24 protein-coding genes are annotated in these 24710 nt (G+C 47.1%); 17 read left to right on the top strand and 7 right to left on the bottom strand.

From position 1 onward, the window contains the following. The first annotated feature begins 8 nt into the window (after positions 1-8). Both MHM94_RS06265 and MHM94_RS06260 read left to right on the top strand, forming a co-directional pair. On the top strand, positions 9-2300 hold the full coding sequence (locus MHM94_RS06265; RefSeq protein WP_235418867.1) for an ATP-binding protein: 2292 nt from the start codon (positions 9-11) through the stop codon (positions 2298-2300). 13 nt (positions 2301-2313) lie between these two features. Further along, positions 2314-5793, top strand: coding sequence for an ATP-binding protein (locus MHM94_RS06260; RefSeq protein WP_235418868.1), 3480 nt, complete (start codon positions 2314-2316; stop codon positions 5791-5793). Between the two features lie 101 nt (positions 5794-5894). Here the strand turns inward: MHM94_RS06260 and MHM94_RS06255 are convergent, their stop codons facing one another. Beyond that, positions 5895-6074, bottom strand: a complete 180-nt coding sequence (locus MHM94_RS06255) for a DUF6435 family protein (RefSeq protein WP_045978446.1) — start codon at positions 6072-6074, stop codon at positions 5895-5897. Between the two features lie 114 nt (positions 6075-6188). On the opposite strand from MHM94_RS06255, the gene MHM94_RS06250 reads away from it, so the two are divergent. The 4 genes from MHM94_RS06250 to MHM94_RS06235 all read left to right on the top strand — a co-directional run bounded on the left by MHM94_RS06250 (position 6189) and on the right by MHM94_RS06235 (position 8509). After that, positions 6189-6509, top strand: a complete 321-nt coding sequence (locus MHM94_RS06250) for a cupin domain-containing protein (protein ID WP_235418869.1) — start codon at positions 6189-6191, stop codon at positions 6507-6509. Between the two features lie 77 nt (positions 6510-6586). Beyond that, positions 6587-7222, top strand: coding sequence for an energy transducer TonB (locus MHM94_RS06245; RefSeq protein ID WP_045978445.1), 636 nt, complete (start codon positions 6587-6589; stop codon positions 7220-7222). A 41-nt stretch (positions 7223-7263) separates the two neighbouring features. Continuing rightward, complete coding sequence (locus MHM94_RS06240) at positions 7264-7902, top strand: sigma-70 family RNA polymerase sigma factor (protein ID WP_235418870.1); 639 nt, start codon at positions 7264-7266, stop codon at positions 7900-7902. Then, positions 7895-8509 (top strand): hypothetical protein, encoded by a 615-nt coding sequence (locus tag MHM94_RS06235; RefSeq protein ID WP_235418871.1) that lies wholly within the window; start codon positions 7895-7897, stop codon positions 8507-8509. Before MHM94_RS06240 ends, MHM94_RS06235 begins: the two co-directional genes overlap by 8 nt. A 37-nt stretch (positions 8510-8546) precedes the next feature. On the opposite strand, the gene MHM94_RS06230 is transcribed toward MHM94_RS06235, so the two are convergent. The 5 genes from MHM94_RS06230 to cmoA all read right to left on the bottom strand — a co-directional run bounded on the left by MHM94_RS06230 (position 8547) and on the right by cmoA (position 12792). Beyond that, positions 8547-9344 carry a DUF3108 domain-containing protein gene (locus MHM94_RS06230; protein ID WP_081604421.1) on the bottom strand — a complete coding sequence of 266 codons (798 nt, stop codon included), beginning with the start codon at positions 9342-9344 and terminating at the stop codon, positions 8547-8549. Continuing rightward, positions 9277-9936 (bottom strand): phosphoribosylglycinamide formyltransferase, encoded by a 660-nt coding sequence (gene purN, locus MHM94_RS06225; RefSeq protein ID WP_045978443.1) that lies wholly within the window; start codon positions 9934-9936, stop codon positions 9277-9279. Before purN ends, MHM94_RS06230 begins: the two co-directional genes overlap by 68 nt. Next, positions 9936-10988 (bottom strand): phosphoribosylformylglycinamidine cyclo-ligase, encoded by a 1053-nt coding sequence (gene purM / locus MHM94_RS06220; RefSeq protein ID WP_022945148.1) that lies wholly within the window; start codon positions 10986-10988, stop codon positions 9936-9938. Before purM ends, purN begins: the two co-directional genes overlap by 1 nt. Before the next feature lie 98 nt (positions 10989-11086). Further along, positions 11087-12055, bottom strand: coding sequence for a tRNA 5-methoxyuridine(34)/uridine 5-oxyacetic acid(34) synthase CmoB (cmoB, locus tag MHM94_RS06215; protein ID WP_151172566.1), 969 nt, complete (start codon positions 12053-12055; stop codon positions 11087-11089). Positions 12056-12066: 11 nt separating this feature from the next. Then, complete coding sequence (gene cmoA, locus MHM94_RS06210; protein ID WP_138509000.1) at positions 12067-12792, bottom strand: carboxy-S-adenosyl-L-methionine synthase CmoA; 726 nt, start codon at positions 12790-12792, stop codon at positions 12067-12069. Between the two features lie 223 nt (positions 12793-13015). On the opposite strand from cmoA, the gene MHM94_RS06205 reads away from it, so the two are divergent. After that, on the top strand, positions 13016-13705 hold the full coding sequence (locus tag MHM94_RS06205) for a DUF3334 family protein (protein ID WP_022945145.1): 690 nt from the start codon (positions 13016-13018) through the stop codon (positions 13703-13705). A gap of 85 nt (positions 13706-13790) precedes the next feature. Here the strand turns inward: MHM94_RS06205 and MHM94_RS06200 are convergent, their stop codons facing one another. Next, positions 13791-14648, bottom strand: a complete 858-nt coding sequence (locus tag MHM94_RS06200; RefSeq protein WP_151173693.1) for a DUF72 domain-containing protein — start codon at positions 14646-14648, stop codon at positions 13791-13793. A gap of 186 nt (positions 14649-14834) precedes the next feature. On the opposite strand from MHM94_RS06200, the gene aspS reads away from it, so the two are divergent. The 10 genes from aspS (at position 14835) to ybgF (ending at position 24560) form a co-directional block, all read left to right on the top strand. Next, a complete protein-coding gene (gene aspS, locus MHM94_RS06195) occupies positions 14835-16613 on the top strand; it encodes an aspartate--tRNA ligase (protein ID WP_235418872.1) in 1779 nt (592 codons plus the stop codon). A gap of 111 nt (positions 16614-16724) precedes the next feature. Then, on the top strand, positions 16725-17246 hold the full coding sequence (gene ruvC, locus MHM94_RS06190; protein ID WP_022945142.1) for a crossover junction endodeoxyribonuclease RuvC: 522 nt from the start codon (positions 16725-16727) through the stop codon (positions 17244-17246). Between the two features lie 2 nt (positions 17247-17248). Beyond that, positions 17249-17869: a Holliday junction branch migration protein RuvA gene (ruvA, locus tag MHM94_RS06185; protein ID WP_022945141.1), complete on the top strand. Its 621-nt coding sequence runs from the start codon at positions 17249-17251 to the stop codon at positions 17867-17869. A 13-nt stretch (positions 17870-17882) separates the two neighbouring features. Beyond that, complete coding sequence (ruvB, locus tag MHM94_RS06180) at positions 17883-18890, top strand: Holliday junction branch migration DNA helicase RuvB (RefSeq protein ID WP_022945140.1); 1008 nt, start codon at positions 17883-17885, stop codon at positions 18888-18890. A 798-nt stretch (positions 18891-19688) separates the two neighbouring features. Next, entirely contained in the window at positions 19689-20390 is a 702-nt protein-coding gene (gene tolQ, locus MHM94_RS06175; RefSeq protein WP_022945138.1) for a protein TolQ, read from the top strand. Continuing rightward, complete coding sequence (gene tolR, locus MHM94_RS06170; protein WP_022945137.1) at positions 20377-20802, top strand: protein TolR; 426 nt, start codon at positions 20377-20379, stop codon at positions 20800-20802. Before tolQ ends, tolR begins: the two co-directional genes overlap by 14 nt. A gap of 1 nt (position 20803) precedes the next feature. Further along, positions 20804-21736 (top strand): cell envelope integrity protein TolA, encoded by a 933-nt coding sequence (gene tolA, locus MHM94_RS06165; RefSeq protein ID WP_022945136.1) that lies wholly within the window; start codon positions 20804-20806, stop codon positions 21734-21736. A 9-nt stretch (positions 21737-21745) separates the two neighbouring features. After that, positions 21746-23101, top strand: coding sequence for a Tol-Pal system beta propeller repeat protein TolB (tolB, locus tag MHM94_RS06160; protein WP_045978438.1), 1356 nt, complete (start codon positions 21746-21748; stop codon positions 23099-23101). Between the two features lie 122 nt (positions 23102-23223). Further along, positions 23224-23757, top strand: a complete 534-nt coding sequence (gene pal, locus MHM94_RS06155; RefSeq protein WP_022945134.1) for a peptidoglycan-associated lipoprotein Pal — start codon at positions 23224-23226, stop codon at positions 23755-23757. Between the two features lie 17 nt (positions 23758-23774). Beyond that, entirely contained in the window at positions 23775-24560 is a 786-nt protein-coding gene (gene ybgF, locus MHM94_RS06150) for a tol-pal system protein YbgF (protein ID WP_045978437.1), read from the top strand. Positions 24561-24710 lie beyond the last annotated feature (150 nt).

The raw sequence follows: 24710 nt of genomic DNA, 5'->3' as shown, positions 1-24710 counted from the left end.
GATAGGTGGTGATTGAATTCATATCTCGCTCCGTTGCCGCGAAAATGACACTGGCACTGGCCCTAGTAGTTGCTACGCTCGTTGCTAGTTACCTTGTAATGGACCGCAGGCTACAGAGTATAGAACGCTCTGTTGATGATGTTACCGAAATTAGTAATCACGCTATCGGTATTTTGCGTATTAATAAAGACATTGTTGAAATGCAACGTGATATTTCGGTATATGGGGCCTCTGGGAGTATCGCCGTATTTGAAAAAATAGAGCAAAACTACCGCAGTATTCAGCAGCGCCTTGATATACTCAATGACGCCAGTGTAGCGCCTAGCGAGCAAACCTATATCGATGCAATGAACGACTTGGTCGAGCGCTATGGTAACAACCTCGCGGTGTTGACTAAACGCTACACCATCCGCAGTTCGCTGATTGATGACGAGTTACCAAGAATTTATCAAGGTGCCATTGACCGTCTAGAGGGCCTTAAAGAATTATCCACTAATACCGACGAGCGTCTAGCGCTCACCGAGACAATTAACTCTTGGCACCGCTTGCACTATAACGCTCGACTGTTTTTAACAAAAAAAGACTATGCTAAGCGCCAAGAAGTCAGACAAATTATTAAGACGATTTTATCTTTCGATCGCAATCTCAGTGCGCAGTTAGTGAATAAGTATCCAGAGTTAGTAGGCTCAATTGTGCCATTGGTAAAAGCGTATCAGAGCGCATTTAATAAAAGTGTGCAGGCCAACCGTAATTATTTCACCTTAGTTAATGTAGTGATGGCAGGAGATGCCATTGAATTTAGCGCCCTAGCGGATACATTAAGAGAGCAATCACTTGAAAGACTGCAGCAAATCAAGCATAAGGCAGAGTCCAGTGTTTCGAATACGACTCAGATCCTTAATGTCTTGGGGGTGTCGGCAGCACTTTACATTGTCGTTCTGGCGCTGTTTTTCCACTTTCATATTGCCAAAGCGGTGCGTAGGCTGACCAATAGTTTTCGTTGCTTTTTACAAGGAGATTTATCTGCACCGATTACTGACACTGAACGCAAAGATGAAATAGGCGTCTTAGCTGGCGCTGCTAACCGTTTTCGCGAACTCAGCAAAGACCTAATTGTTGCTAAACAGGCAGCTGAGCGCACGAGCAAGGTGAAGTCAGAGTTTTTAGCCAATATGAGCCATGAAATCCGCACGCCTATGAATGGTATTCTCGGTATGGCAAGGCAGCTTAGTAACACGGCATTAAGCCCAGAACAAAAACGCATGTTGGGTATGATCCGCTCTTCTGGCACGAGTTTGCTGGTAATTATTAACGATATCCTCGACTTAAGTAAAATTGAGGCTGGGAAAATAGAATTAGAATCTCAGCCTGTCGAGCTTACTTCCCTTCTTGAGGAACTCCGTCACCTTTTTGCTGAGCAAAGTCAGGCCAAAGGTGTTCAGTTATTTATTAGCGCAACACAGAGCGACAATGAGCTTATTTTTGACGCAGATGAGACCCGATTAAAGCAAGTACTCATGAATTTGTTGGGCAATGCCGTGAAATTCACCGAAAAAGGCAGTGTGGCTTTGAACGTGACCATAAGCCAGCAAAAAGGCGATGATCTAACATTACTGTTTAGTATCTCAGATACAGGGATTGGCATAGCACCAGAGCATATCTCCTCGCTTTTTGAAGCCTTTTCTCAAGCTGATACATCCATTACTCGACGTTTTGGCGGTACGGGCCTGGGACTCACCATTACCAGCAAACTATTGGCGCTAATGGGAAGCGCTTTAAAGGTGGAAAGTGAGCTTGATCAAGGTACGCATTTTTACTTTGAGCTCAGCACTCAAGTGAGTGCGCACAAGCAACAGACCGAGGTAAGCTTGCAAGAACAGAATATCCACGAGCAAGACCTCTCAACACTGAGCGTGCTGGTTGTCGAGGATAATGAAATTAATCAAGTGGTGACAGAGGCGCTACTTAATGAATTCGGGATATCGGCTATCAGTATGGCAAGCGATGGGGAGCAGGCGATTGCCATGTGTGAGGCTGGATCTTATGACATTATCTTTATGGACATGCAAATGCCAGTACTTGATGGCCCGCAGGCGACGCGAGTAATTAAAGCGTTGCCCAATTACGGCTCAATCCCAGTGGTTGCGCTAACGGCCAATGTGCTATCGGCAGACCGACAACGTTGCTTTGATGCGGGGATGGATGATTTTCTTACTAAGCCTATCGAGTATGAACAATTGGCTGCGGTCTTGCGCAAGTGGTGCACTGACAGTGAACCGCTCTGTGATATAAGTAATTAGCAGGGAAGTAAACATGAGCAAAGCAAAGCACAGCAGTTCAAGAAAACTAAAATCCAGTGCCTTTATATGGGCAGCTACCTTATTATTTGTACTTATTACCACTGCCACAGTGGCCATATTTGAAGGGAGTGTAAAACAAAATACATTAAAGCAGATACGTGTAGACCTGGAGGAAACTGCGGAGCGACTCAAAGAAGTGGTGACCAAATCCGTTGCTAACTATAAGGCCGACCTGCGTTTTTTACATTCTACGCCGCCAATAGCCGGGCTGCCTCGAGCACATTTTAATAGCGGCGTCGATACTTATGATGGGACCACGTACACACAATGGAAAGAACGTCTCGAAACCATTTTTATCGGTTTTATGGAGAACAACCTTGCTGTAGAGCAACTACGGGTCATCGCCATAAATGCCGAAGGCAATGAATTGGTTCGTGTGCAGCGTCGTGGCGCTGCAGTGGAAGCCGTGCCGGACTATTCTTTACAGAATAAAGCGGGTGAAGGGTATTTCTTACCTAGTTCACAGCTGGGGTTAAACCAAATTTACATGTCGCCGTTATCGTTAAATCGTGAATTTGGTGATATATCCTTCCCTTATAAACCTATGTTGCGTTTTGCAATACCTATTTACAGTGAGCAAGGCAAGCGGTTCGCGTTTTTGATTATGAATGTCAATGCCAACCAGCTTATCTCACAACTAGTAGAAACCACGTTTGATTATTCACATCTAGTGATCACCAGCTCTGAGGGGGATGTTATTTACCACCCCAACGAGCAGTATCGATTCACTCGTGATTTAGCTCCAGATATAACCTGGTCGTCGCTATATAGCAGGCCTATTGAGTATGAAAATACATACTTTGCAGAGCAACGCTTTTCAGAGCAACAGGGCGTGTATATCTATTCTGAAAAAGTACAAACTCGGCCTAACAATAAGTATGGGTTTGTTAACTTTAATGTACTCACTCCTGAAACCCATATTAACGGGATTATAAATGAGAAGCGGCTTTTAACTTATTCATTTTTAACCGTGGTTGTGCTGCTCTCTTCAGTTTTAATTGTTACTTTTCATCGCAGTGCCATTCGCAGTCAATTGCTTGCGGACGCGCGTCGTGAGTCCTCAGCGATTGTGGAGGGTTCGATTGATGCCATAGTCGGTATTGATTTAAAGGGGCAAATAACGAGTATAAATCATGCTGCTGAGCAGCTGTTGGTTGTCACTAGCCAAGCTGGAATTGGTAAATATTACGAGCAACTATCGCTGTTACAAAAACTACCGGTGGAAAAGTACATTACTGATTTGCAAACATCGGAAACACAGATAAAAGATCAGTGTGAAGTGGCTATTGACGAGCGTGCTTTATATTTGGCCGTTTCTGTTAGCCCCGTCGTATCTGAATCTCAAGATTTAATAGGTATCGCGCTCATTATTCGCGATATCAGTAAAGAAAAAGCGGCAGAGCTGAAAGTTAAACGTCTAAATTCTGAATTAGAGGCCAAGGTTCGACAGCGTACCCGGGCTCTTGCGCAAGCTAAAGATGAAGCCCTCAAGAGTAGTGATATTAAAAGTGCATTTATTTCTAATATCAGTCATGAATTACGTACCCCACTAAACGGTGTGATTGGCACGCTCAATATTTTAAAGCGTGAGCCATTATCTGAAAAAGCACGGCAATTTACCGATATGATGGAGTTAAGTGCGTCTAACTTAAGGCTGCTGATAAACGATATTTTAGATTTATCAAAAATAGAAGCAGGTAAACTCGATTTAAATGCCAAACCTTTTGACCCCGTTTCGTTACTGGAAAGCTTGGTCGGGTCTTGTGCCGTTCGCGCTTATGATAAGGGGCTGGAAGTGTTTATTGATACCCAGCAGTTGCGTTGCACGCAGGTAGTGGCTGATCCTCTTCGCTTTACGCAAATAGTGAATAACCTTATCAGTAACGCCATTAAATTCACGGAACAAGGATATATTCGTGTCATTGCTTCGGGTGATGTTGTCGATGGCCAATCATATCGTTTACAGGTAAGTGTAGAAGACAGTGGTATGGGTATTAATGAGCAGGCGCAACCACAGTTATTCAAGGCATTCAGCCAAGCCGATGGCAATATTGCCGCGCGCTACGGGGGAACGGGCCTCGGGTTATCTATTTGTAAGCAGTTATGCCAATTAATGGCCGGAGATATAAGTGTAAGCAGCCAAGAAGGTGAAGGCAGCACGTTTAGCTTTTATATCTCCTTACCCTTAGAAAGTGTCGCGATAGCGCAAAAAACAGCCTATTTTGCTGACAAATCCTGTGCGGTGATCTGTACCTATGAGTATGCACGCGCCCATGTACAACGCTTGATTGAAGGCGAAGGAGGGCGTGTTCACACTGATATAGAACAGGTATCCAATGGATCACTAGGGTGCGACTTTATCTTTATCGATGGTGTTTCTTACAGTGTAGAAGAGCTAAGTAAGCTGGTCACCAAGTGGCAGCAAGACTGCCCACAAGCCCAACTTGTATTGCTACAGCAACCGGGTACGGGATCGCCAAAAAGCCTCAGTGTTGATGTTGTTACAATTAGTAAGCCATTGACTCACAGCGACTTACTAAGACTTATAGGCGCAAAAGAGGTCGTACCGTTAATATCGGGGCACAATGACACTAATGAGCGCGCTGATGATATCTCCGAAGAGTTAATGCAGCGCATTAGTGGTTGTCGAGTGTTGATAGTTGATGATAATGAAATCAATGTTGAAGTGGCGTGCGGCGTATTGAATACCTTGCCAGTAGAGCTTGAAAAAACGTATAACGGCAAACAAGCCATTGATATGTTGCAAAGCAGTGCGCGCGAGGGTAAAGCCATTAACTGTGTGTTGATGGATTGTCAGATGCCTGTTCTCGACGGTTACCAAACTAGCGAGCAAATTCGTGCGGGTGTTGCCGGTTCTGAGTTTACTGATATACCCATCATTGCGATGACGGCAAATGCCATGATGGGGGAGCGAGAGAAGTGTTTAACAGCGGGCATGAGTGACTATATTAGTAAGCCTATCAACCCAGATGAGGCATTGGAAAAAGTTCTGCACTGGGGGTTATCAAATTATGACAATCATTCTCAGCCCCAGGCAGGTGAGCAACTTAGCCATACGCAAGACTCTGAACAGCCTCTCTGGGATAGAGACGCGGCGCTCTCTCGGCTATTAAATAAAGAGGTGTTGCTAAATAAAATATGCCGACTGTTTATCAAAACCGCACCTCAAAAACTGGCTCAACTGCACCAAAGCCTGAACGATGAAAATCATGAACAGGTGCGTCAAGTGGCGCATTCTCTAAAAGGCTTATGTGGCGAAATTAGTGCAACAAGATTACATCAATTACTTGCTGAGGTGGAGCACTTGGCTGGCAGTGGAACTTTAGAGATGCAAGACCAAGTGCAAGAAATTGACACTAGCCTACCTGAACTTATTGCAGATATTGAGCATTATTTAGAAGTGTCTGACTAGATATTGCTGTTAAGGGCTTAAGCCCATACAGCGGCAAATGCACCAGCTATAAATAGAAGGCCGCAATGGCCTGCATATAGTTCGGTGCTAGTATCTCTTTTTTAGGTGTTTTGCGCTGTTTCTAGCTCTTTAATCTTTTTATAGATTTCATCGGCCTCGTAGGTTAATTGTGAATAACCGCGAATGTTGCCGTTGCGCTGGGCATGCATAGCTTGTTCGAGTTTCTGCGCGTGTTGGCGTTCAAGTTTTTTGCTGGGATTCGATTTAAACCATGAGAACATCGGCTGACTCCTTTTTTATTGTTCAGATTTGTACGGGGCCTAAACCCAAAGAGTTTAAAAATCATCTATATTTTTCATCAGCGGCAATATTTTTCACACCATTAAGGAGCACGAATGCCCGGAAGTTACTCAGATAAAATACGTGAACTGGCGCTCTATGATGGCCGTTTTGATGCCTACCAATTAAAAGCGCAGGGCTGCGACGTGTTATTTGCTTCATACCCCGCAGGTACCACCATTGCAGCGCACACCCACGACACAGACAACCATGGGGTGATCATAAAAGGAGAATTAATACTGACGATGAAGGGTAAAACGCAGCGCGTTGGTGCAGGGCAGTGGTATTGCGTACCGGCTCATGTTGAGCATGAGGCGCACTTTGAAGTGCAGACCGATGAGATTGAGTTTTGGTTTAACGCAGAAAAAGAAAAATAAATTCACCCCTTTTTGTTTCCCCCGGCGTTTTGTTGCTAAGCCCGTTTAAATGGGTGTGTTTTCAAAAGGGGATTACTATGCAACAAACGCAAACTTTTCATAATCAGCTCTTCGCTCCCAGCGCAAAAATATTGGCGTGTGTATTTCTTGGTAGTGCGGTGACCTTCGCTATTTTCTTATTTATGGTGTCTTTACTCGATGGCCCTGCCAGGGTGCCTGATGCGCCGAAGGAGTATCCCATCGTCGAGATCCTCCAGCCCAAAGAGCCAACCAAGGTCATTGAGAAAGCGAAACCGGTGCCGCCCAAAGTACCACCGCGACCGCAGCAGCGTCCACAAGTGGCGGCTGAGCCTGCCTTTGAGGGCCCGGGGACAATAGCGGTTACTCCTGATGTACCCGCACCCTCGACTCAACTTGATGCTTTTCCAAGTGCGGCACAAGGCGCGGCAAGACCTTTGGTAAGAGTACCGCCTCAATATCCACCGCAGGCGGCGCGCGAGGGTATCGAAGGGTTTGTGGTATTAAGATATGATATCTCCGCAACGGGGGCGGTAATGAATGCCGAGGTTATAGACAGCGAACCCAAACGTATTTTCGACCGTCATGCCTTAAAAGCACTGCGTAAGTGGAAGTTTAACCCCATGCTTGATAACGGTGGTGCGCAAGTACAGCGCAATCAACAAGTAAGGTTAGACTTTAATTTGCAGCAATAAAGGGAGAGCGGCAACTGCGGTTGCCGCACCAAGGAGTCGTTATGATAAAAGCCGCAGCGGCTTGGTTTTTAAAGCCAAAGTTACAACAAAATGAGCCGTTGAGCGATGAGCAGTTAGTGCACCAAGCACTCAAGGGGGATGCTCAGAGCAAAGCGGCGAAACACGCGTTAATATCGCGCTTGAGCGACGATTTACTTTACTTTGTGCAAGCGCAACTAGGCAGTGTGATTGACGATACGCACACCCGTCGGCAGCTGGCATTAGATATGCTGCAGGAAATATGGCTAATGTGGCTCTCGCATCCGCAGCGCTATCAAGACCAAGGTCACGGCAGTTTTAAAGCGTGGCTGTTTCGTGTTGCTCGAAATCGCGTAATCGATTATGCCCGGCGGGTCAAAGTGACGCTAGATATCGACACGGATGAAATAGCTATCACCTTGAATATAGACCATCAGCAGGTTGATAGACTTATTGCTGATGCCGAACTAGCCCAGTTATCAGCGGCCATGCAGCAGCTGCCCTTTCATCAAAAAGAGGCGCTGATGCTCCAACTCGAGGGGTTCAGCTTGGGTGAGATCGCGACCATTACTTACACCGCCAAAGAGAGTGTCAAAACCCGTTTACGCTATGCCAGAGAAAAGCTGGCGATAGTACTGCAAGCAGGAGCAAAGAATGACTAAGTTAAGTGACGAGCGTTTACACCAAGCGCATCAGCGGCAAAAGCGAGAGCAGCGATTAACTGATACTGAAAAGAAGCAGTTGCACCACACCTTGTTTGAATCAAGGCACATCAAGCAAGCATGGTGGATGCGAACACAGTGGCTCATGGCTTGTGTCGCTGTGTTTGTGCTCGGCGCGATAAGTTGGCAGCAGTATCATGGGCCTGCACCGAGTACTTACACCTTGGCGTCTTATCAGCGTATTGAAATCTATGACTTGCAAGGCAGTGAGCAGCGCGTGCGTGTGAGTGCGGTGGTGCCCAGAAAAATTCGCAACATTGAAGATGCTGAGCGTCAATTAAGCGCGCAGTTACAGCGCCAACAACTTGCTTATGGTGCGGCAATTGAGGGTGAGTACCAGCGTATAGCGCGTGTTGTGCACCTTGATGATGATTGGCTACTTGCTGATTGCCAAGAACAAGTACTGCTTGCGTTGAGTGCCCCATTATTGGCGCGTTTAAAAACGCCGGCGAGGATGCCTGAAAAGGATATGCTTATGCAGTTAGAGTTTAATACTCAAGGCCAACTCGTTGCCGTGCGTGGCGCACCGAGTCAATCATGTGGGTAGCGAGCGAGGCAAGCAGCGATGCTACTTGCCGACATTTTTATAGCGGGGTGTAGGGAACATATTTGGCCAGCTCAACCTGGAATTGTTCGACACCATCTTTGCCCTTGTACATACGCACCATCATGTAATTCATTTTGGGTGCAAACCAAGCGATTGCTTGGCGCTTATCGTTATCGTAAAGGCGCTTTACCTTAACTGTTTCTACATTGCCGATAGGCAAGGTGATGGTTTCAGTGCCGACAACCTCAAAAGCATATTCGCGACTATTACCTTTTTTATCCACTATGGGGTAGGCAAATCGCTCTTGTCCTTCGGCTAATGCTTTGCGCAGGGCTATTTGGTAAGACAGTACATCTTGATAATCTGCTTTCCAAGGGCAATCGAGCGCGTATTTAGACTCGTTACTGAATACTTGTTGATTGCTGTGATCGAAACTGATCTTATACTCTTTATCAGGGCCTGTACCGGTGCGCTCCATGGTGTAGTAAATAGGCGTTACTTCGCCATCGGTAAACTGAAAGCGACTGGTTTCTTCACGTTCGTCGGAAAAAATCATCCACTCTATATCGCTGCGGTAACTCAGTTGGTAGTGGCTATCGTCAATACGCGTGAGTGCGCGCCTGGCTTTACCGTGGCGTTCACCTTGGCGAGTGACATGGTACTCCGCGCTGTATTCAGTAAGGGCAGAGGTTGCATCGCTGGCTTGAGATTGCGGCTGTGCATCAGCGGCGAAAGAGCCGCAGCCTAACGCTGCGACCAATAAAATATTAGCTGTCCAAGTACGCGTTAAGGTCGGCACCTTGGCTAGGAAGGGTGTTGTTATCGAGCACTGCATAGTTATCTTCCATCGTCAGTCGTTGTTCGCTGAACCACTTTACTACCAACGGATAGATTATATGTTCTTGTGCATGGACTTTTTGTGCCAGCGTTTGTGCTGTGTCACCATTTTCAATGGGCACTTGGGCTTGGACAATCACAGGTCCGCCATCGAGCTCCTCGGTAACAAAGTGAACGCTAACGCCATGCACTTTATCGTTTGCATCTAGTGCGCGCTGGTGGGTGTTCAGCCCTTGATACTTAGGCAACAATGAAGGATGAATGTTCAACATTTTTCCTTTAAATTTTTGCACTAAGCTAGGGGTTAGAATACGCATAAATCCAGCTAATACAACACAGTCTGGTGAAAAACTATCAATAAGCTCACCCAGAGCCACATCGTATTCATCGCGAGAGGCAAAAGCTTTATGGTCTAGTACTTCAGCGCGGATCCCGCTATTGCGAGCGCGCTCTAGGCCATAGGCGTCGGCTTTGTTGCTGATCACCGCGCATACTTCAGCGGGAATATTTCCCGCTGCACAGGCGTCAATAATCGCTTGCAAGTTTGAGCCGCTGCCCGAAATCAATACTACGAGTCGGGCATGGGCCATTACTTACTTCCACCTAGAATTTCTACTTGCTCTTCATCGGCTCCGGCATCTTGAATTTCACCGATGTGCCATGCGTCTTCACCTGCGTCTTTCAGGATGCTTAAGCTTTGCTCTAGTTTATCGGCTGGCACGGCAATAACCATACCGACACCACAGTTAAAGGTGCGGTACATTTCGTGTGTTTCGATATTGCCGTTTTCTTGTAGCCAGTTAAATACCGCAGGCCACTGCCAGCTATCGCCTTTAATCACGGCTTTAGCTGATTGTGGTAATACACGGGGGATATTTTCCCAGAAGCCGCCACCTGTGATGTGTGAAAGCGCATGCACATCAACTTGTTTAAGTAGTTCCAGTACCGGCTTAACATAGATACGGGTAGGTTCCAGTAGATGCTCGGCAAGAGGTTTGCCCGCAAATTCGCTGCTGGTATCTGCGCCCGACACTTCAAGTACCTTGCGGATCAGTGAATAGCCATTGGAATGAGGACCACTTGAGGCTAACGCAATGAGTTGATCGCCAGCTGCGACTTTGGTGCCATCGATAATGCCTTGTTTTTCCACCACACCAACGCAAAAGCCAGCCATGTCGTAGTCATCACCTTCGTACATCCCTGGCATTTCTGCAGTTTCACCACCTATAAGGGCACAACCTGAAAGCTCACAGCCTGCGCCAATACCGGTGACCACATCGGCGGCGGTATCAACATCTAACTTTCCAGTGGCGTAGTAATCTAGGAAAAATAATGGCTCCGCACCTTGGACGATCAAGTCGTTGACACACATTGCCACAAGGTCAATCCCTACTGTATCGTGCTTTTTTAGGTCGATAGCGAGGCGTAGCTTAGTGCCAACGCCATCAGTACCAGCAACAAGAACAGGCTCTTTGTAGCCAGTGGGAAGCTGGCAGAGCGCGCCAAAGCCACCAATTCCGCCCATCACTTCAGGGCGTTTAGTCTTTTTAACAACGCCTTTAATGCGCTCAACGAGGGCGTTACCAGCATCAATATCGACGCCAGCGTCTTTGTAGCTAAGAGACTGTTTTTGTTCGCTCACAGGTTTTCCTCAAATAAATTTAGGGGTTGCTTAGAAACGCCGGGCATTTTACAGCAAATGCCCCTTGGAGGCTAGAAAAAGGAGGACGAATGTCCTTGTTAGGCTGTGGCAACCAGCACGGCGCGAAGTGGCGCTGGATACCCTTCGATGGTTTTGTTGACATCATTCGGGTCAAGGAAGTCGGCCAGCGACTCATTTTCCATCCACGACGTGCGCCGTTGCTCTGCCAATGACGTCTGATCGGTGTCAACAACGCGGATATCTTTAAAGCCGACGCGTCGCAACCACAGCTGCAATGCGTCGGTGCTTGGGATGTACCACACGTTGCGCATCTTTGCGTAGCGATCTTCCGGCATCAGTACCGTGTGAATATCGCCTTCGACGACCAAGGTCTCTAACACCAGTTCACCTCCCGGGCGCAATTGCGCTCGTAGCTGTGCTAAGAAATCGATAGGGGAGCGCCGATGATAAAGCACCCCCATGGAAAATACCGTATCGAAGGCTTTTAAGGCTGGCAGTTGTTCAACGCCCAAAGGCAGCAAATGCACAGCAGGATCTGGGTGATACTGTTTAATGGCTTGGAATTGACACAAAAACAAGTCACTGGGGTCGATGCCCACCACCAGTTCGGCGCCTTCACCACGCATACGCCACAGGTGGTAGCCTGAACCGCAGCCAATATCTAGGACCTTACGATGTGATAAATCGCTGATATGGGGTAACACGCGCTCCCATTTCCAGTCGCTGCGCCATTCGGTGTCAATGTCGATACCAAACAGTGAAAACGGGCCTTTACGCCACGGCATAAAGCGCTTTAGTAGATGCGTTAACTGTTTGCGCTCGCCGTCACTAATGTCTTCGGCTTGGCCTATTGCGACCTGCGTACGAACATCAATGTTTGATGGCGTTAACTCAGGCAGATTGTTCAGCACTTTTTGCCATTTTGGCATATCGCCATGACGAGCTTGGTCCTGCCAATGTTGCAATTGCCCAGGTAAGGTATTTAGCCAGTGGCTCAAATCGGTGCAGGCGATATGTTGATAAAACTGATTAAACCATTGATTCATAACTGTTCCGTTTATTTAATTGCGACCATAGAGCAAAAGTTAAAGCACTGATACCACACTTGGGTTTGGCTAAAGCCGACGTCTTGCAAGCGTTCAATATGGGTGCTCAAGGTGTCGGTGCGCATGACATTTTCAATGGCGGTGCGTTTTTGGCTTATCTCTAACTCTGAGTAGCCATTGGCGCGCTTGAAATCATGATGGAGGTCAACCAATAACTCGTCGACATCGGCATTTTCGCCTTTGAGTTTTTCACTTAGCAGCAACACACCACCGGGCTTTAGGGCGTTAAAAATGCGTGTTAGCAGGGCATGGCGTTGCTCGGGTGGAATAAACTGCATGGTGAAGTTCATCGCCACGACAGAGGCATTTTCAAGTTTAGCGTCAAGAATGTCGCCAAGCTGCACGTCAACGGGTACAGCAGAGCGAAAGCCTTGTAAATGCATGCGACAACGTTCAACCATGGCTTGAGAATTATCAATGGCGACTATTTCACAGCCACTTTGGGTGAGGTTACGGCGCATACTAAGGGTTACGGCGCCTAGCGAGCAGCCTAAATCATACAGCCGCGTATGTGGCTGTGCATATTTGCCGGCCAATTTACCAAGGGTGCTAACGATGGTGGCATACCCCGGTACCGAGCGTTCAATCATATCTGGGAACACCTCGACGACGTTGGCATCGAAGGTGAAATCTTTTACTTGCTGTTCAGCAGCATAAATACTGTCTTTCACTGACACTTTGCTAAGCTCTAGATAGAAACAATGACAATATTTTATCAAATTTGTTGGCGCTGTGGTGAGCTTTAGCAGCACAAATCGGCCGCATTAGGCTGCATTCGCTTTCGCTGGGTCACAAAAGGTGCCAAAAAATGTAAACAGTACTGGCTAGTTTTTCGGTTATTCAGTAAGTTAACCGCTGTAGTATGGTTTTATGCCAGTAAATAAAGATGTGAGACAGTGCATGAAAAAAAGCAAAGTAATTAGTACCGAGGATATTCTTTCCACGTTATGTCATTCGGTGACCGAGGTGTTGTCTTCTGCCAGCGGCAATAATATTAGCTATTCGGCCATGGTGCAAAAAATAACCCGCACCTGTATGCGCCCAGATATTGGCTGCTTCGTGTTATTCGATGGTGGCTTTACAGGGTTGGTGGTGACGAATTTTACCGCGCAAGCGGCGATGGAAGTCTATTCTGACTACTTGCGTAACATGGGCATGCCCGAGGAAGAGTTAGCGAAGAGCCACCTTTCTGATGATGTTTCCAATGTGCTAGGGGAGCTCATGAACCAAATCGTCGGTGACTTTACTAATAAAGTCAGGGAGCAACTGCACACGTCGATCACCCAAAATCAGCCGAAAATGATGGCCATCAACAAGCAAGTGCAAATCTCTGTGGATACCACTATGGACAGGCCTCAGGCGCGCCGTGTGACGTTTACCACACAGAACCAAAACATTTTTTATCTTGAATTGGCGATGGATAAAACGGAGTTCATCAAGCTTCATGATTTTGACATCACCGATGCGGTAGACCCTGATGACATCATTGAAAGTGCCCACGCCGATAAGCAACAAGCTGAAGAAAAAGCAAAAAAGCAGCAGGCTGAGCAGGATATCGATGACGATTTTATGGAAAACCTAGGTCTTTAATAGCCCCATACACGGCGTGAGGCTAACAATACTTGCGACCCTCTGTGACTGGTGTGATGCCAGTACATAGGTCTATGTAGCCGTGCTAAAAGAGCTGTTCCTGTTGGTGCTTTTCACCCGGGAATGGCTCAACGGCACGATGATAATAGCCACAAAAGCGCTGCAAATCCTGAGCAAACTGGCGTGCCAATAAAGGCGCTCCGTCGTTATCAGCGGTGTGTAAAAACACATAAGGTGACTTGCCTTCATCTAACCACTGTTTAATCTTTGCCAACCAAGGCTGGTAATAGTGCTGATACTCATCACTTAGCGCAGCAATCACAAAACGCACCACTGGGCGCTCGCCCAAGGCCACCGCATGCACTGGTAAATGAGGTTTCTTCTGCTGTGCGTCAATAATGGCGTCACTATAGGGAGAGACGGCAAACAGCGCCCGGGTGTCCATACAAACACGATCAATATTATGTTGATGTAAAAATCGGTTCAGCGCGCGCTCGCTGTCACCTTTGGTAAAAAAATCGCGGTGGCGCACTTCCACGCTGTAGTGCAAGTCTTTGGGTAGTTGGGCAATAAAGTGTTGCAGTCGGGGTAGGTGCGTCGGTGTAAAGCTTGCTGGCAATTGCAACATCAAGCTGCCTACTTTGCTGAATAAGGGCGCCATTAGTTTAAGCCAGTGCGTGAGTTCTTGCTTTGGAGCTTGCAAAGCACTGTCGTGGCTAAAACGCTTTGGAAATTTAAAGGTAAAGCGGAAGTGCTCATCACTGCTGTGCAGCCAGCGCTTTACCACATCGGGGCTGGGGTCGGCATAGAAAGTGGTATTTCCCTCCACAGCATTGAATACTTCGCTGTAACGGGCGAGCATCTGTGATTGTTGGCAGTGTTGGGCAAATAATTGTCCTTTCCACGCGGTATTAGACCACTGTGGACAACCTAGATAAAGCATGGTTAGAGCACGGTTCATAGTGATTGGCAGCTATGCTAGCACAGCTTTATGGCTTTGGATGTTCAATAAGTGTGCAACTCGGAGTTTGCTTCGTGACATTGACTGCCGTTTTTATATAATTGACGCAATTAATTTGGCCACTGCGTGCTTAAACCAATGCGCGCTTACAATTAAAACAGGAATATTATGCGCTCTATATATTGCGGACACTTAAATAAAAGTCATGTCGACCAAGAAGTTACTCTGTGTGGGTGGATCAACAAACGCCGCGATTTAGGTGGTTTGATCTTCGTCGATGTGCGTGACCGCGAAGGTTTGGTGCAGGTGGTGTTCGACCCGGAAGTCGAAGGGCTTATGGATGTGGCGAATAAACTTCGTCAAGAATTCTGTGTACAAGTCAAAGGGGTAGTCCGCGCTCGCCCTGACAGCCAAGTCAACAAAGACATGAGCACAGGTGAAGTAGAAATTCTGGGTACTGGCCTTGAGATCATTAACCGCAGCGACGCTCTACCACTGGATTTTAACCAGCAAAACTCCGAAGAGCGCCGTTTAAAGTACCGCTACTTAGATCTTCGCCGCCTAGAGATGAGCGACCGCATTAAGTTGCGTGCCAAAGCCACAAGTTTTGTTCGCCGCTTCCTTGATAGCAATGACTTCCTCGATATTGAAACGCCGGTACTGACCAAAGCGACCCCTGAAGGAGCACGTGACTACCTTGTGCCAAGCCGTGTGCATCATGGCAGCTTTTATGCGCTGCCGCAGTCGCCGCAGCTGTTTAAACAATTGTTGATGATGTCTGGCTTTGACCGTTACTACCAAATCGTTAAATGTTTCCGTGATGAAGATTTACGTGCCGACCGCCAGCCAGAGTTCACGCAAATCGATATCGAAACCTCATTTATGAGTTCAGACCAAGTTCGCGGTGTCACTGAAAAACTGATCCGTGATATGTGGCAAGAGTTGCTGAATGTTGATTTGGGCGAGTTTCCTGTGATGGCCTACAGCGAAGCCATGCGTCGTTTTGGTTCAGACAAGCCTGACCTACGTAATCCGATGGAGCTTATTGACGTTGCTGATTTGGTTAAAGACGTTGAGTTTAAAGTGTTCTCTGGCCCTGCCAATGATGAGAAAGGCCGCGTAGCCGTGCTTAGCGTGCCAGGCGGTGCGTCTTTATCACGCAAGCAAATCGATGAATACACGAAGTTTATCGGCATCTATGGTGCTAAAGGTTTAGCCTGGATGAAGGTCAATGACCGCGACGCAGGTGTGGAAGGCGTGCAATCACCGATTGCTAAATTCTTGAACGAAGAGGTGATCACCGCCTTACTTGAACGCACCAATGCGCAAACTGGCGATATCATTTTATTTGGTGCCGACTCACGCAATGTGGTCAACGAAGCCATGGGTGCGCTGCGCTTGAAGATTGGTTTAGACCTTGAGCTAACTGATTTGACCAAATGGGCACCATTGTGGGTCGTAGACTTCCCGATGTTTGAAGAAGACGATGAAGGTAATCTACACGCTGTTCACCACCCATTTACTGCGCCAAAAGATGTCAGCCCAGAGGAGCTGGAAGCAAACCCTGCCGACACGCTTTCTGATGCGTACGACATGGTTCTTAATGGTTACGAAGTTGGTGGTGGTTCGGTGCGTATCCACAACAATGCGATGCAACAAGCGGCGTTCCGAGTATTGGGGATCAATGAGCAAGAGCAACAAGATAAGTTCGGTTTCCTACTCGATGCATTGAAGTATGGTACACCGCCGCACGCAGGTTTGGCGTTCGGCCTTGACCGCCTAGTGATGTTGCTTTGTGGCACAGACAATATTCGTGATGTCATTGCCTTCCCGAAAACGACGCAAGCATCTTGTTTGATGACCGATGCTCCGAGTGTGGCAAATCCCGACGCTCTGCAAGAGCTGGGTATCGGAGTGACTGCCTCTGAGAGTGAACAAAGCGAATAAGCGATAGCGATAAAAGAAGCGGCTCAGGCCGCTTTTTTTATGCTTCAGCTTTACACTGGTCATACATACAGTTACCATTTCCATAAGCGAGAATAATAATAAGGTCAGTGGGTGAGTATAATTTTGGGAATTGACCCCGGCTCGCGCTTTACCGGCTATGGTGTCGTGCAGCAGCAAGGGCATAAGTTCCATTACTTGGGCAGTGGCTGTATTAAGCTAGGTGATAACGCCTTCCCGTTGCGTCTAAAAATGATTTTCCAAGGCGTCAGCCAACTCATTGAGCAATTTAACCCTACCGCGTTTGCCATAGAGCAAGTGTTTATGGCCCACAATCCAGATTCGGCATTAAAGCTAGGGCAAGCTCGGGGCGCAGCCATTGTCGCCGCCACCTTGGCCGATATTGACGTGTCAGAATACTCCGCACGGCAAGTGAAACAAGCAGTGGTTGGGCGAGGCTCTGCGGAAAAGGCACAGGTACAACACATGGTGAAGCATATCTTGAAGCTGCCAGCGACGCCGCAAGCAGATGCCGCCGACGCCTTGGCTATTGCCATGTGTCATGGTCACTCACAACAAAACTTAATAAAACTGTCCGGTCAAGCACGTAAAACCGTGCGCGGACGCTTGAGGTAACAATGATAGGACGAATTAGAGGATTGTTGGTTGAGAAGCAGCCCCCTGAAGTGTTAGTGGAAGCAGCGGGCATTGGCTATGAAATCAACCTCCCCATGAGTTGCTTTTATGCACTTCCCGAGTGTGGCGAACAGGTCACCTTGTATACCCACTTTGTGGTGCGAGAGGATGCGCAGCTGTTATTTGGGTTTAATACGAAAAACGAACGCGCCCTGTTTCGAGAATTATTAAAAGCCAATGGGGTAGGGCCGAAACTAGGCCTAGGTATTTTATCGGGGATGTCGGCAGAGCAATTTATCCATTGCGTTCATCATGGCGATGCAAGCACCTTAGTAAAGCTTCCCGGCGTTGGCAAAAAAACCGCAGAGCGGTTAGTGTTAGAAATGAAAGATAGGCTTAAAGATTGGGGTCCTGACTTATTTACCCCTCACACTGACGCGGCACCAATAGATGCGCCCAATGGCGATACTTTGGTCGCGAGTAATGCCCAAGACGATGCGGTTGCCGCACTTGAGGCTCTGGGGTATAAAAATGCTCAGGCAGTGAAGTCGGTAAAAGCAGTCGCGAAGCCAAGCATGGCCTCCGAAGAAATGATTAAGCAAGCGCTCAAAGCGATGCTATAACAGAGATACCATCATGATAGAAGCGGATCGGCTGATTGAGCCAGAGGTACAGGGTAATGAGGATGTGGTCGATAGAGCCATTCGGCCTAAGTTATTGGCCGACTATCACGGCCAACCTCATGTTAAACAGCAGATGGATATTTTTATCGAGGCCGCACGCTCACGTAGCGAGGCCTTAGATCATCTCCTTATATTTGGTCCCCCTGGGTTAGGTAAAACCACGTTAGCCAATATTGTTGCTAATGAACTCGATGTGAGTATTAAAACGACTTCCGGTCCGGTGTTGGAAAAAGCCGGCGATCTCGCCGCCTTACTGACAAATTTAGAAGCTCATGATGTGCTGTTTATCGACGAAATTCATCGCATGAGTCCGCATGTTGAGGAAATACTCTATCCAGCCATGGAAGACTATCAACTCGATATCATGATTGGTGAAGGCCCCGCAGCGCGCTCGATTAAACTTGATTTACCGCCATTTACTTTAATTGGTGCTACGACCCGTGCAGGCTCATTAACCTCTCCGCTGCGCGATCGTTTCGGTATTGTGCAACGTTTGGAGTTTTATTCTGTTGCCGACCTTGCTGCCATTGTCAAACGCTCCGCCGATCATCTAGGTTTAGCAGTTGACGAGCAGGGCGCTTTAGAAGTCGCCAAGCGCTCGCGAGGGACTCCCCGCATAGCTAATCGACTACTGCGTAGAGTGCGAGATTTTGCTGAAGTTAAAGGTGATGGTCGTGTATGCATTGATATTGCCGCACAAGCGCTCGATATGGTCGATGTAGACAAAAGCGGTTTTGATTATATGGACCGTAAATACTTGTTAGCGATTATAGAAAAGTTTATGGGCGGGCCGGTCGGGCTGGATAATCTCGCAGCAGCCATCGGCGAGGAAAAAGAAACCATAGAAGATGTGATTGAACCTTATCTAATACAGCAAGGCTTTATCCAGCGTACGCCGCGAGGACGCATTGTATCAGATCATGCCTATGCGCATTTTGGTCTCAGTAAAACAACAGACTAACTTTGGCACACCATGCCGAGCGTTTTGGCTCGGCCCAACCTGCCTCATTCTCTTCCCAATACACCCAAGTCTAGGTCGACGCTATCAAGCTGCTCGCCTCATAAAGCTTATTAAAAGCAGAGTAATTCACAACAGATTAAGCTGTGCTTGGTATCTTATTGCAGGCAAAAAAAAGCCCGCTAACAAAGCGGGCAAAACAACAAGTTGAAGGAAGTAAATCCAAATAAGCCAAGTGAATGAGCAACGCTAAAGTTAATCAATCAATGGCCGAGGTGGGGAATCAGAAACCACCTCTTGAACTGTGCATAAGAGCTCAATTGGTTGCGCTAGCTCAGTACAGGGTGAATATTACGGACTAAATGGGCCCTAATCAAACTAGAAAAATTATATTTTTCGGATAAGAAAATCTAATATTGAATAGTTTTTTAAGATGGTAATTTTCATCGTAAAGTATGGGGTTATGTTTTTTTAATATTGATATTAAAGGGAAATATTATTTGTGTGCTTTTTTTGTTCTATTAGATTTACTAGTTTCTAACGTGTAGATATTTTGGCAAATGAAAGCTTATGCGCACAAAGTGCATAAAACGCAATTAATTTGAACTTTTGTTAGGGTTTTAGAGCCCAATAATGGCGTGTACTTTTTTACATCGCATCATTAATTAGGTGTTTAACTTGGGTTTGTAGCAATTCGTGGCAAGGCCATTGTCAGCGCTACAACGACTGGTTACACTAGTGCCCATTGTGTCGTGCTCGAAGACACGTGGAAGTTGTAAACTGCGCCTCAGGAGAAAAGACGTGGATTCTGGATTAAATTTTATTGATCTTATTTTAAAAGCCAGCTTTTTAGTACAGCTGGTGATGCTTACCTTAGTAGCTCTGTCGGTAATATCGTGGGCCATCATCATTCAGCGTCGTAAAACCTTGGGCCATGCGCTTAGTAGCGCCAAGAAGTTCGAATCGCGTTTTTGGTCAGGTGTTGATTTGTCGAAGCTCTACAGTGAGATTTCGGCGCGTGGCAATAAAAGTGAAGGACTAGAAGCGTTATTTACCTCAGGCTTCAAAGAATTTGCACGACACAAAAAGAATAATGTTCATTCTGCGGGTATGGTCACCGAAGGCGCACATCGTGCGATGCGTGTGGCACTTTCTCGTGAGATTGAAAAACTTGAAACAAGCTTGTCCTTTCTTGCAACCATAGGTTCAATCAGCCCCTACATTGGCTTGTTTGGTACCGTGTGGGGGATCATGACTGCCTTTATCGCCCTCGGTGAAGTAAAGCAAGCAACACTGCAAATGGTCGCTCCGGGTATCGCCGAGGCCTTGATTGCTACTGCAATGGGCTTGTTTGCAGCCATCCCTGCGGTTATTGCGTACAACCGCTTTGCCAATAAAGTTGAGAAAATAGAGTCGCATTACGCCAATTTCATGGAAGAGTTTTCTAATATTCTTCATCGCCAAGCGATCACCCAAGAGGTAAAGTCGAATGTATCAGCGTAAGAAACGTCGTCCGGTCGCAGAGATCAACGTTGTTCCTTACATCGACGTGATGTTGGTGCTGCTGATAATTTTTATGGCCACAGCACCACTTATCACCCACGGGGTCAAAGTTGATTTGCCAAAGATGGAAAAATCTGAGCTGGTGGAAACTAAAGATGCACCGCCGATTATTGCCTCTATCGACGCCGATGGTAAGTACTATGTGAGTGTTGGTACTGACCCCGAAGCACCGATGGAAGCGGTGGATGTCGCCGCTGTCATCAAGCTCAAGTTAGAGCAAAACCCCGATACTCCAGTGATGATTAAAGGATCAGGCCGCGTCAGTTATCAAGAAGTACTGCTATTAATGGACTTTTTGAAAAACGCCGGGGTACCCGAGGTAGGCTTAATGACGGAGTCGTTTGAGGATTAGCATGCAGCAGTATAAAACGCCACTTCTCATTTCCCTCGCTTTACACCTTGCGCTTATTGGTGTTTTGGTGGGCGTGGGTTTATTTCGTGATTCAGCACCTGAAATCATGAAAGTGACTCTTAATACACCGAGTAATGAAGATACGCCAGAGCAAGCAGTTAGCGCCGTGTCTGTTGATCAAAAACAAGTAGAGCAACGTCTCGCTGATCTTAAGCAGAAAGAGGAAGCCAAAAAGCGTGCCGAGCAACAGCGTATTAAAGAGTTGGAAGAACGCGCCGCCGCCGCCCGCAAACAGCGTGAGGCCGAAGCCGAGCAGATCAAAAAGTTAGAGCGGCAGCGTCAAGCCAAAGAGCGTGAACGTAAACAGGCTGAGGCCGAAGCTAAACGTGCTCGAGAGCAAGAGCGTAAAGAGCGCGAAAAAGCACGTAAAGCCCAGCAGGAAAAAGAAAAGGCAGAGCAAGCGGCTAAAGCGGCTGCTGAAAAACGTCGCAAGGAAGAAGAAGCGGCGCGCAAGGCCGAAGCTGAGCGTAAACGAAAAGAGCAAGAAGCTGCCCGCAAGGCTGAAGAAGCAAGACAAAAAGCGCTGGCTGAGCAACTGCTGCAAGAGCAATTGGCTGCCGAGCAAGCGGCACGCTCGAAAGCGCGTCGACAGCAAGTGATGTCGGAAGTGGATAAATATCGCGCTCTTATCGCCCAACGCATTCAGCAAAACTTGCTATTAGATCAGAGCTACCGTGGTAAAGAGTGTCGATTAAACATTAAATTGGCATTCAACGGCTTGGTCACCAGTGTCAGTTCACTCGGTGGCGACCAGCAAGTCTGTGAAGCTGCGGTTCGTGCAGTGCGCCGTGCTGATACCTTACCGGTCTCCAAAGATCGTGATGTATTTGAAAAATTAAAAGATATTAACTTAACGGTTAAACCAGAGTTTTAGGGGAACACCATGGTAAAGATGTGCCGATACCTGTTTATTTCCATGCTAGCTAGCGTCAGTCTATGGGCTAATGCAGCGTTGGAAATTGTTATTACTGAAGGGGTCGACAGTGCCCGACCTATCGCTGTGGTGCCGTTTGCCTACGAAGGCACCGGTGAAATGCCGATGCGCATCAGTGAAGTGGTCGCCGCTGACTTGCGTCGCAGTGGTAAGTTTAAGCCAATCGCCAGCATTAATATGCCACAGCGCCCAAGTACTGATGCTGATGTGGACTACAGTGCCTGGGTTCAAGAAGGGGTGGAAGCCATTGTTGTTGGTCGTGTACAGCAACAAAATGGCGGCCGATACCTGGTCAGTTACGAGCTAATCGACGTGCTCCGTGGGCAAATAACCGGTGGCGAGACACGCATTCTCAACAACGGTAAGTTAATCAAAAGCCAAGACCATGTACTTGACGCTCGGGAAACAGTCATCACGGCGCAAAACTTCCGCCGTTACGGTCACCGCATTAGCGATGTCGTATACGAGGCGTTAACGGGTGAGCGCGGCGCATTTTTAACTAAAATTGCCTACGTGATTGTACGTGACCAAGATGATAAGCCTTATCAGCTTGTTGTGGCGGATTACGATGGTTATAACGAGCAGGTACTACTGCGCTCTAAAGAGCCACTGATGTCACCCTCATGGTCACCTGATGGCAATAAACTGGCTTATGTCACCTTTGAAAATCGTCAAAGTCAGATTTATATCCAAGATATTTATACAGGCCAGCGACAGTTAGTCACCAGCCACCCAGGTATCAACGGTGCCCCGCAATTTTCACCTGATGGCACGAAATTAGCTATGGTGCTATCAAAAGACCGCACCGGTGCTACCGAGCTTTATTTGTACGACTTACAAACAAAGCAAGAGCGTCGTTTAACTCGCCACCGGAGTATCGATACCGAGCCAACTTGGCATCCAAACGGCAAAGAGCTCCTGTTTACCTCGGAAAGGGGTGGTAATGCCCAGATTTATAAGTTAAATTTAGATTCAGGCCGAGTGAAACGCATGACGTTCGACGGTGATATGAATTTAAATGGCTCAGTTACGCCCGATGGCAAGCACTTAGTGATGGTAAATCGGACGCTGGGCCGTTATCACATTGCTAAGAAGGATCTTGAATCAGGCAACTTCCAAGTACTTACACGTACACGTTTGGATGAGTCGCCGAGCGTGGCGCCCAACGGCTCCATGATTATTTACAGCACGATGCATAACAACAAAAATGTATTGGCTTTGGTTTCAATGGATGGTCGGTTTAAAGCGCGTTTACCCGTACTTGATGGACAAGTAAAAGCGCCAGCTTGGTCACCGTTTTTATAATTCGCTCAGGGTATAGTCAGCTTTGGACGCATAAACTTGAATTTTATGTAAATTGCTTACTATATTAAGACAAATTGAAAATCAGGTGCTGGTTTCACTTTTTGATAATAGGAATCTACTCAATGCAACTTAAAAAAATAGTTAAAGGTCTGCTTATTGCAGTGCCAGTTATGACGCTAGCGGCATGTAGTTCTTCATCTAGCCAAGATGAAGGCCAAGCCAACGAGACAAATCAAGTTGAAACCCAAACAACTGATACAGTTGAAGTGGAAACAGTAAAACGCGAGAAAACAGCAGAAGAGAAGCTGCGCGAAAAGTATGAAGCGCTTCGTCAACAGCAAATCATTTACTTTGATTTTGACAAGGCAACCATTCAGAGCAAGTATGCTGAATTGCTACAAGCTCACGCTCAGTTCCTAACGCAGAACCCTTCTGTAAAAGTACTTATCGAAGGTCACGCAGATGAGCGTGGTACGCCAGAGTACAACATTGCACTAGGTGAAAGCCGTGGTCAGTCTGTAGAAAAATACCTACAGAGCCTAGGTGTTAACCCTAACCAAATGTCTGTTGTTAGCTACGGTGAAGAGAAGCCGATGGTTAAAGCGCGTAACGAAGAAGCGTTCGCCAAAAACCGCCGTGCAGTCTTGGTATACTAAAATTTAAAAGAGTAACAATGAAGCCGAAAATTATTTTGGCAGCCTTACTCATGAGCGGGAGCACCCAAGTTTGGGCTGCTCCCGCTCCTGTTTCAGAGGCCTCTGCCAGTGAATCAAGTGTCGAAAAACGTTTAAGCCGCTTAGAGCAAATGATGCAAACTCGCAATTTGCTGCAAGCCGACCTACAACAGCAACTGGATCTGTTGCAAGATGAAGTGAGTCAGTTGCGTGGCGTCACCGAAGAGCACAGCTACAAGCTAGAAAAGGTGCTGCAACGTCAACGCGAGCTATATCAAGAAATAGAAAACCGTGTTAGCGCCGCTTATTCGCAGCAGCAACAGCCAAGCTATGATGATGGTTACAGTACGTCCAGTGCCGCGACCACCAGTGATAGCGCTGCCAACAGTGCCGCGCCGATGAGTAGCAACCTGTCGGAAAATGAAGCGTATGACAAAGCCGTCAAGCTGATCATGCAGGACAAGCGCTACGACGCAGCTATTCCTGAGTTTCAAGCATTTCTGCAAACCTATCCAGAGTCAGTATACGTGCCGAACGCACATTATTGGTTAGGCCAACTTTTGACGATTAAAGGTGATACGAGCGGCGCCAAGGGCCACTTCGAAACCGTGGTGAATCAATATACTGATTCTAATAAGCGTGCCGATGCGATGCTTAAGTTGGGTACCTTGGAACAACAGCAAGGCCAACTCGCCAAAGCGAAGCAATTGTTTAATAAAGTGATTGCTGAGTACCCTAACACCACAGCCGCTAAATTAGCGACCGAGCGTGTTAGTAAGTTGTAGCAGATTTTGCTAAGTGTTTGCTTTTAGACCGCAGGCAGTTTAAAGCGGTCTAAAATTAGGCAACTAAGCGGAAAAACTAAAAAAAACCGAGCATTTGTATTGCACTTGGTTTTTAAATAAGTATTATAAGCGCCCGCAGCAGACGATAAC

The sequence above is a fragment of the Pseudoalteromonas sp. CNAT2-18.1 genome, from assembly GCF_022347865.1.
GTDB lineage: Bacteria > Pseudomonadota > Gammaproteobacteria > Enterobacterales > Alteromonadaceae > Pseudoalteromonas > Pseudoalteromonas ruthenica.
This window is presented reverse-complemented; position numbering and strand designations above follow the sequence as displayed.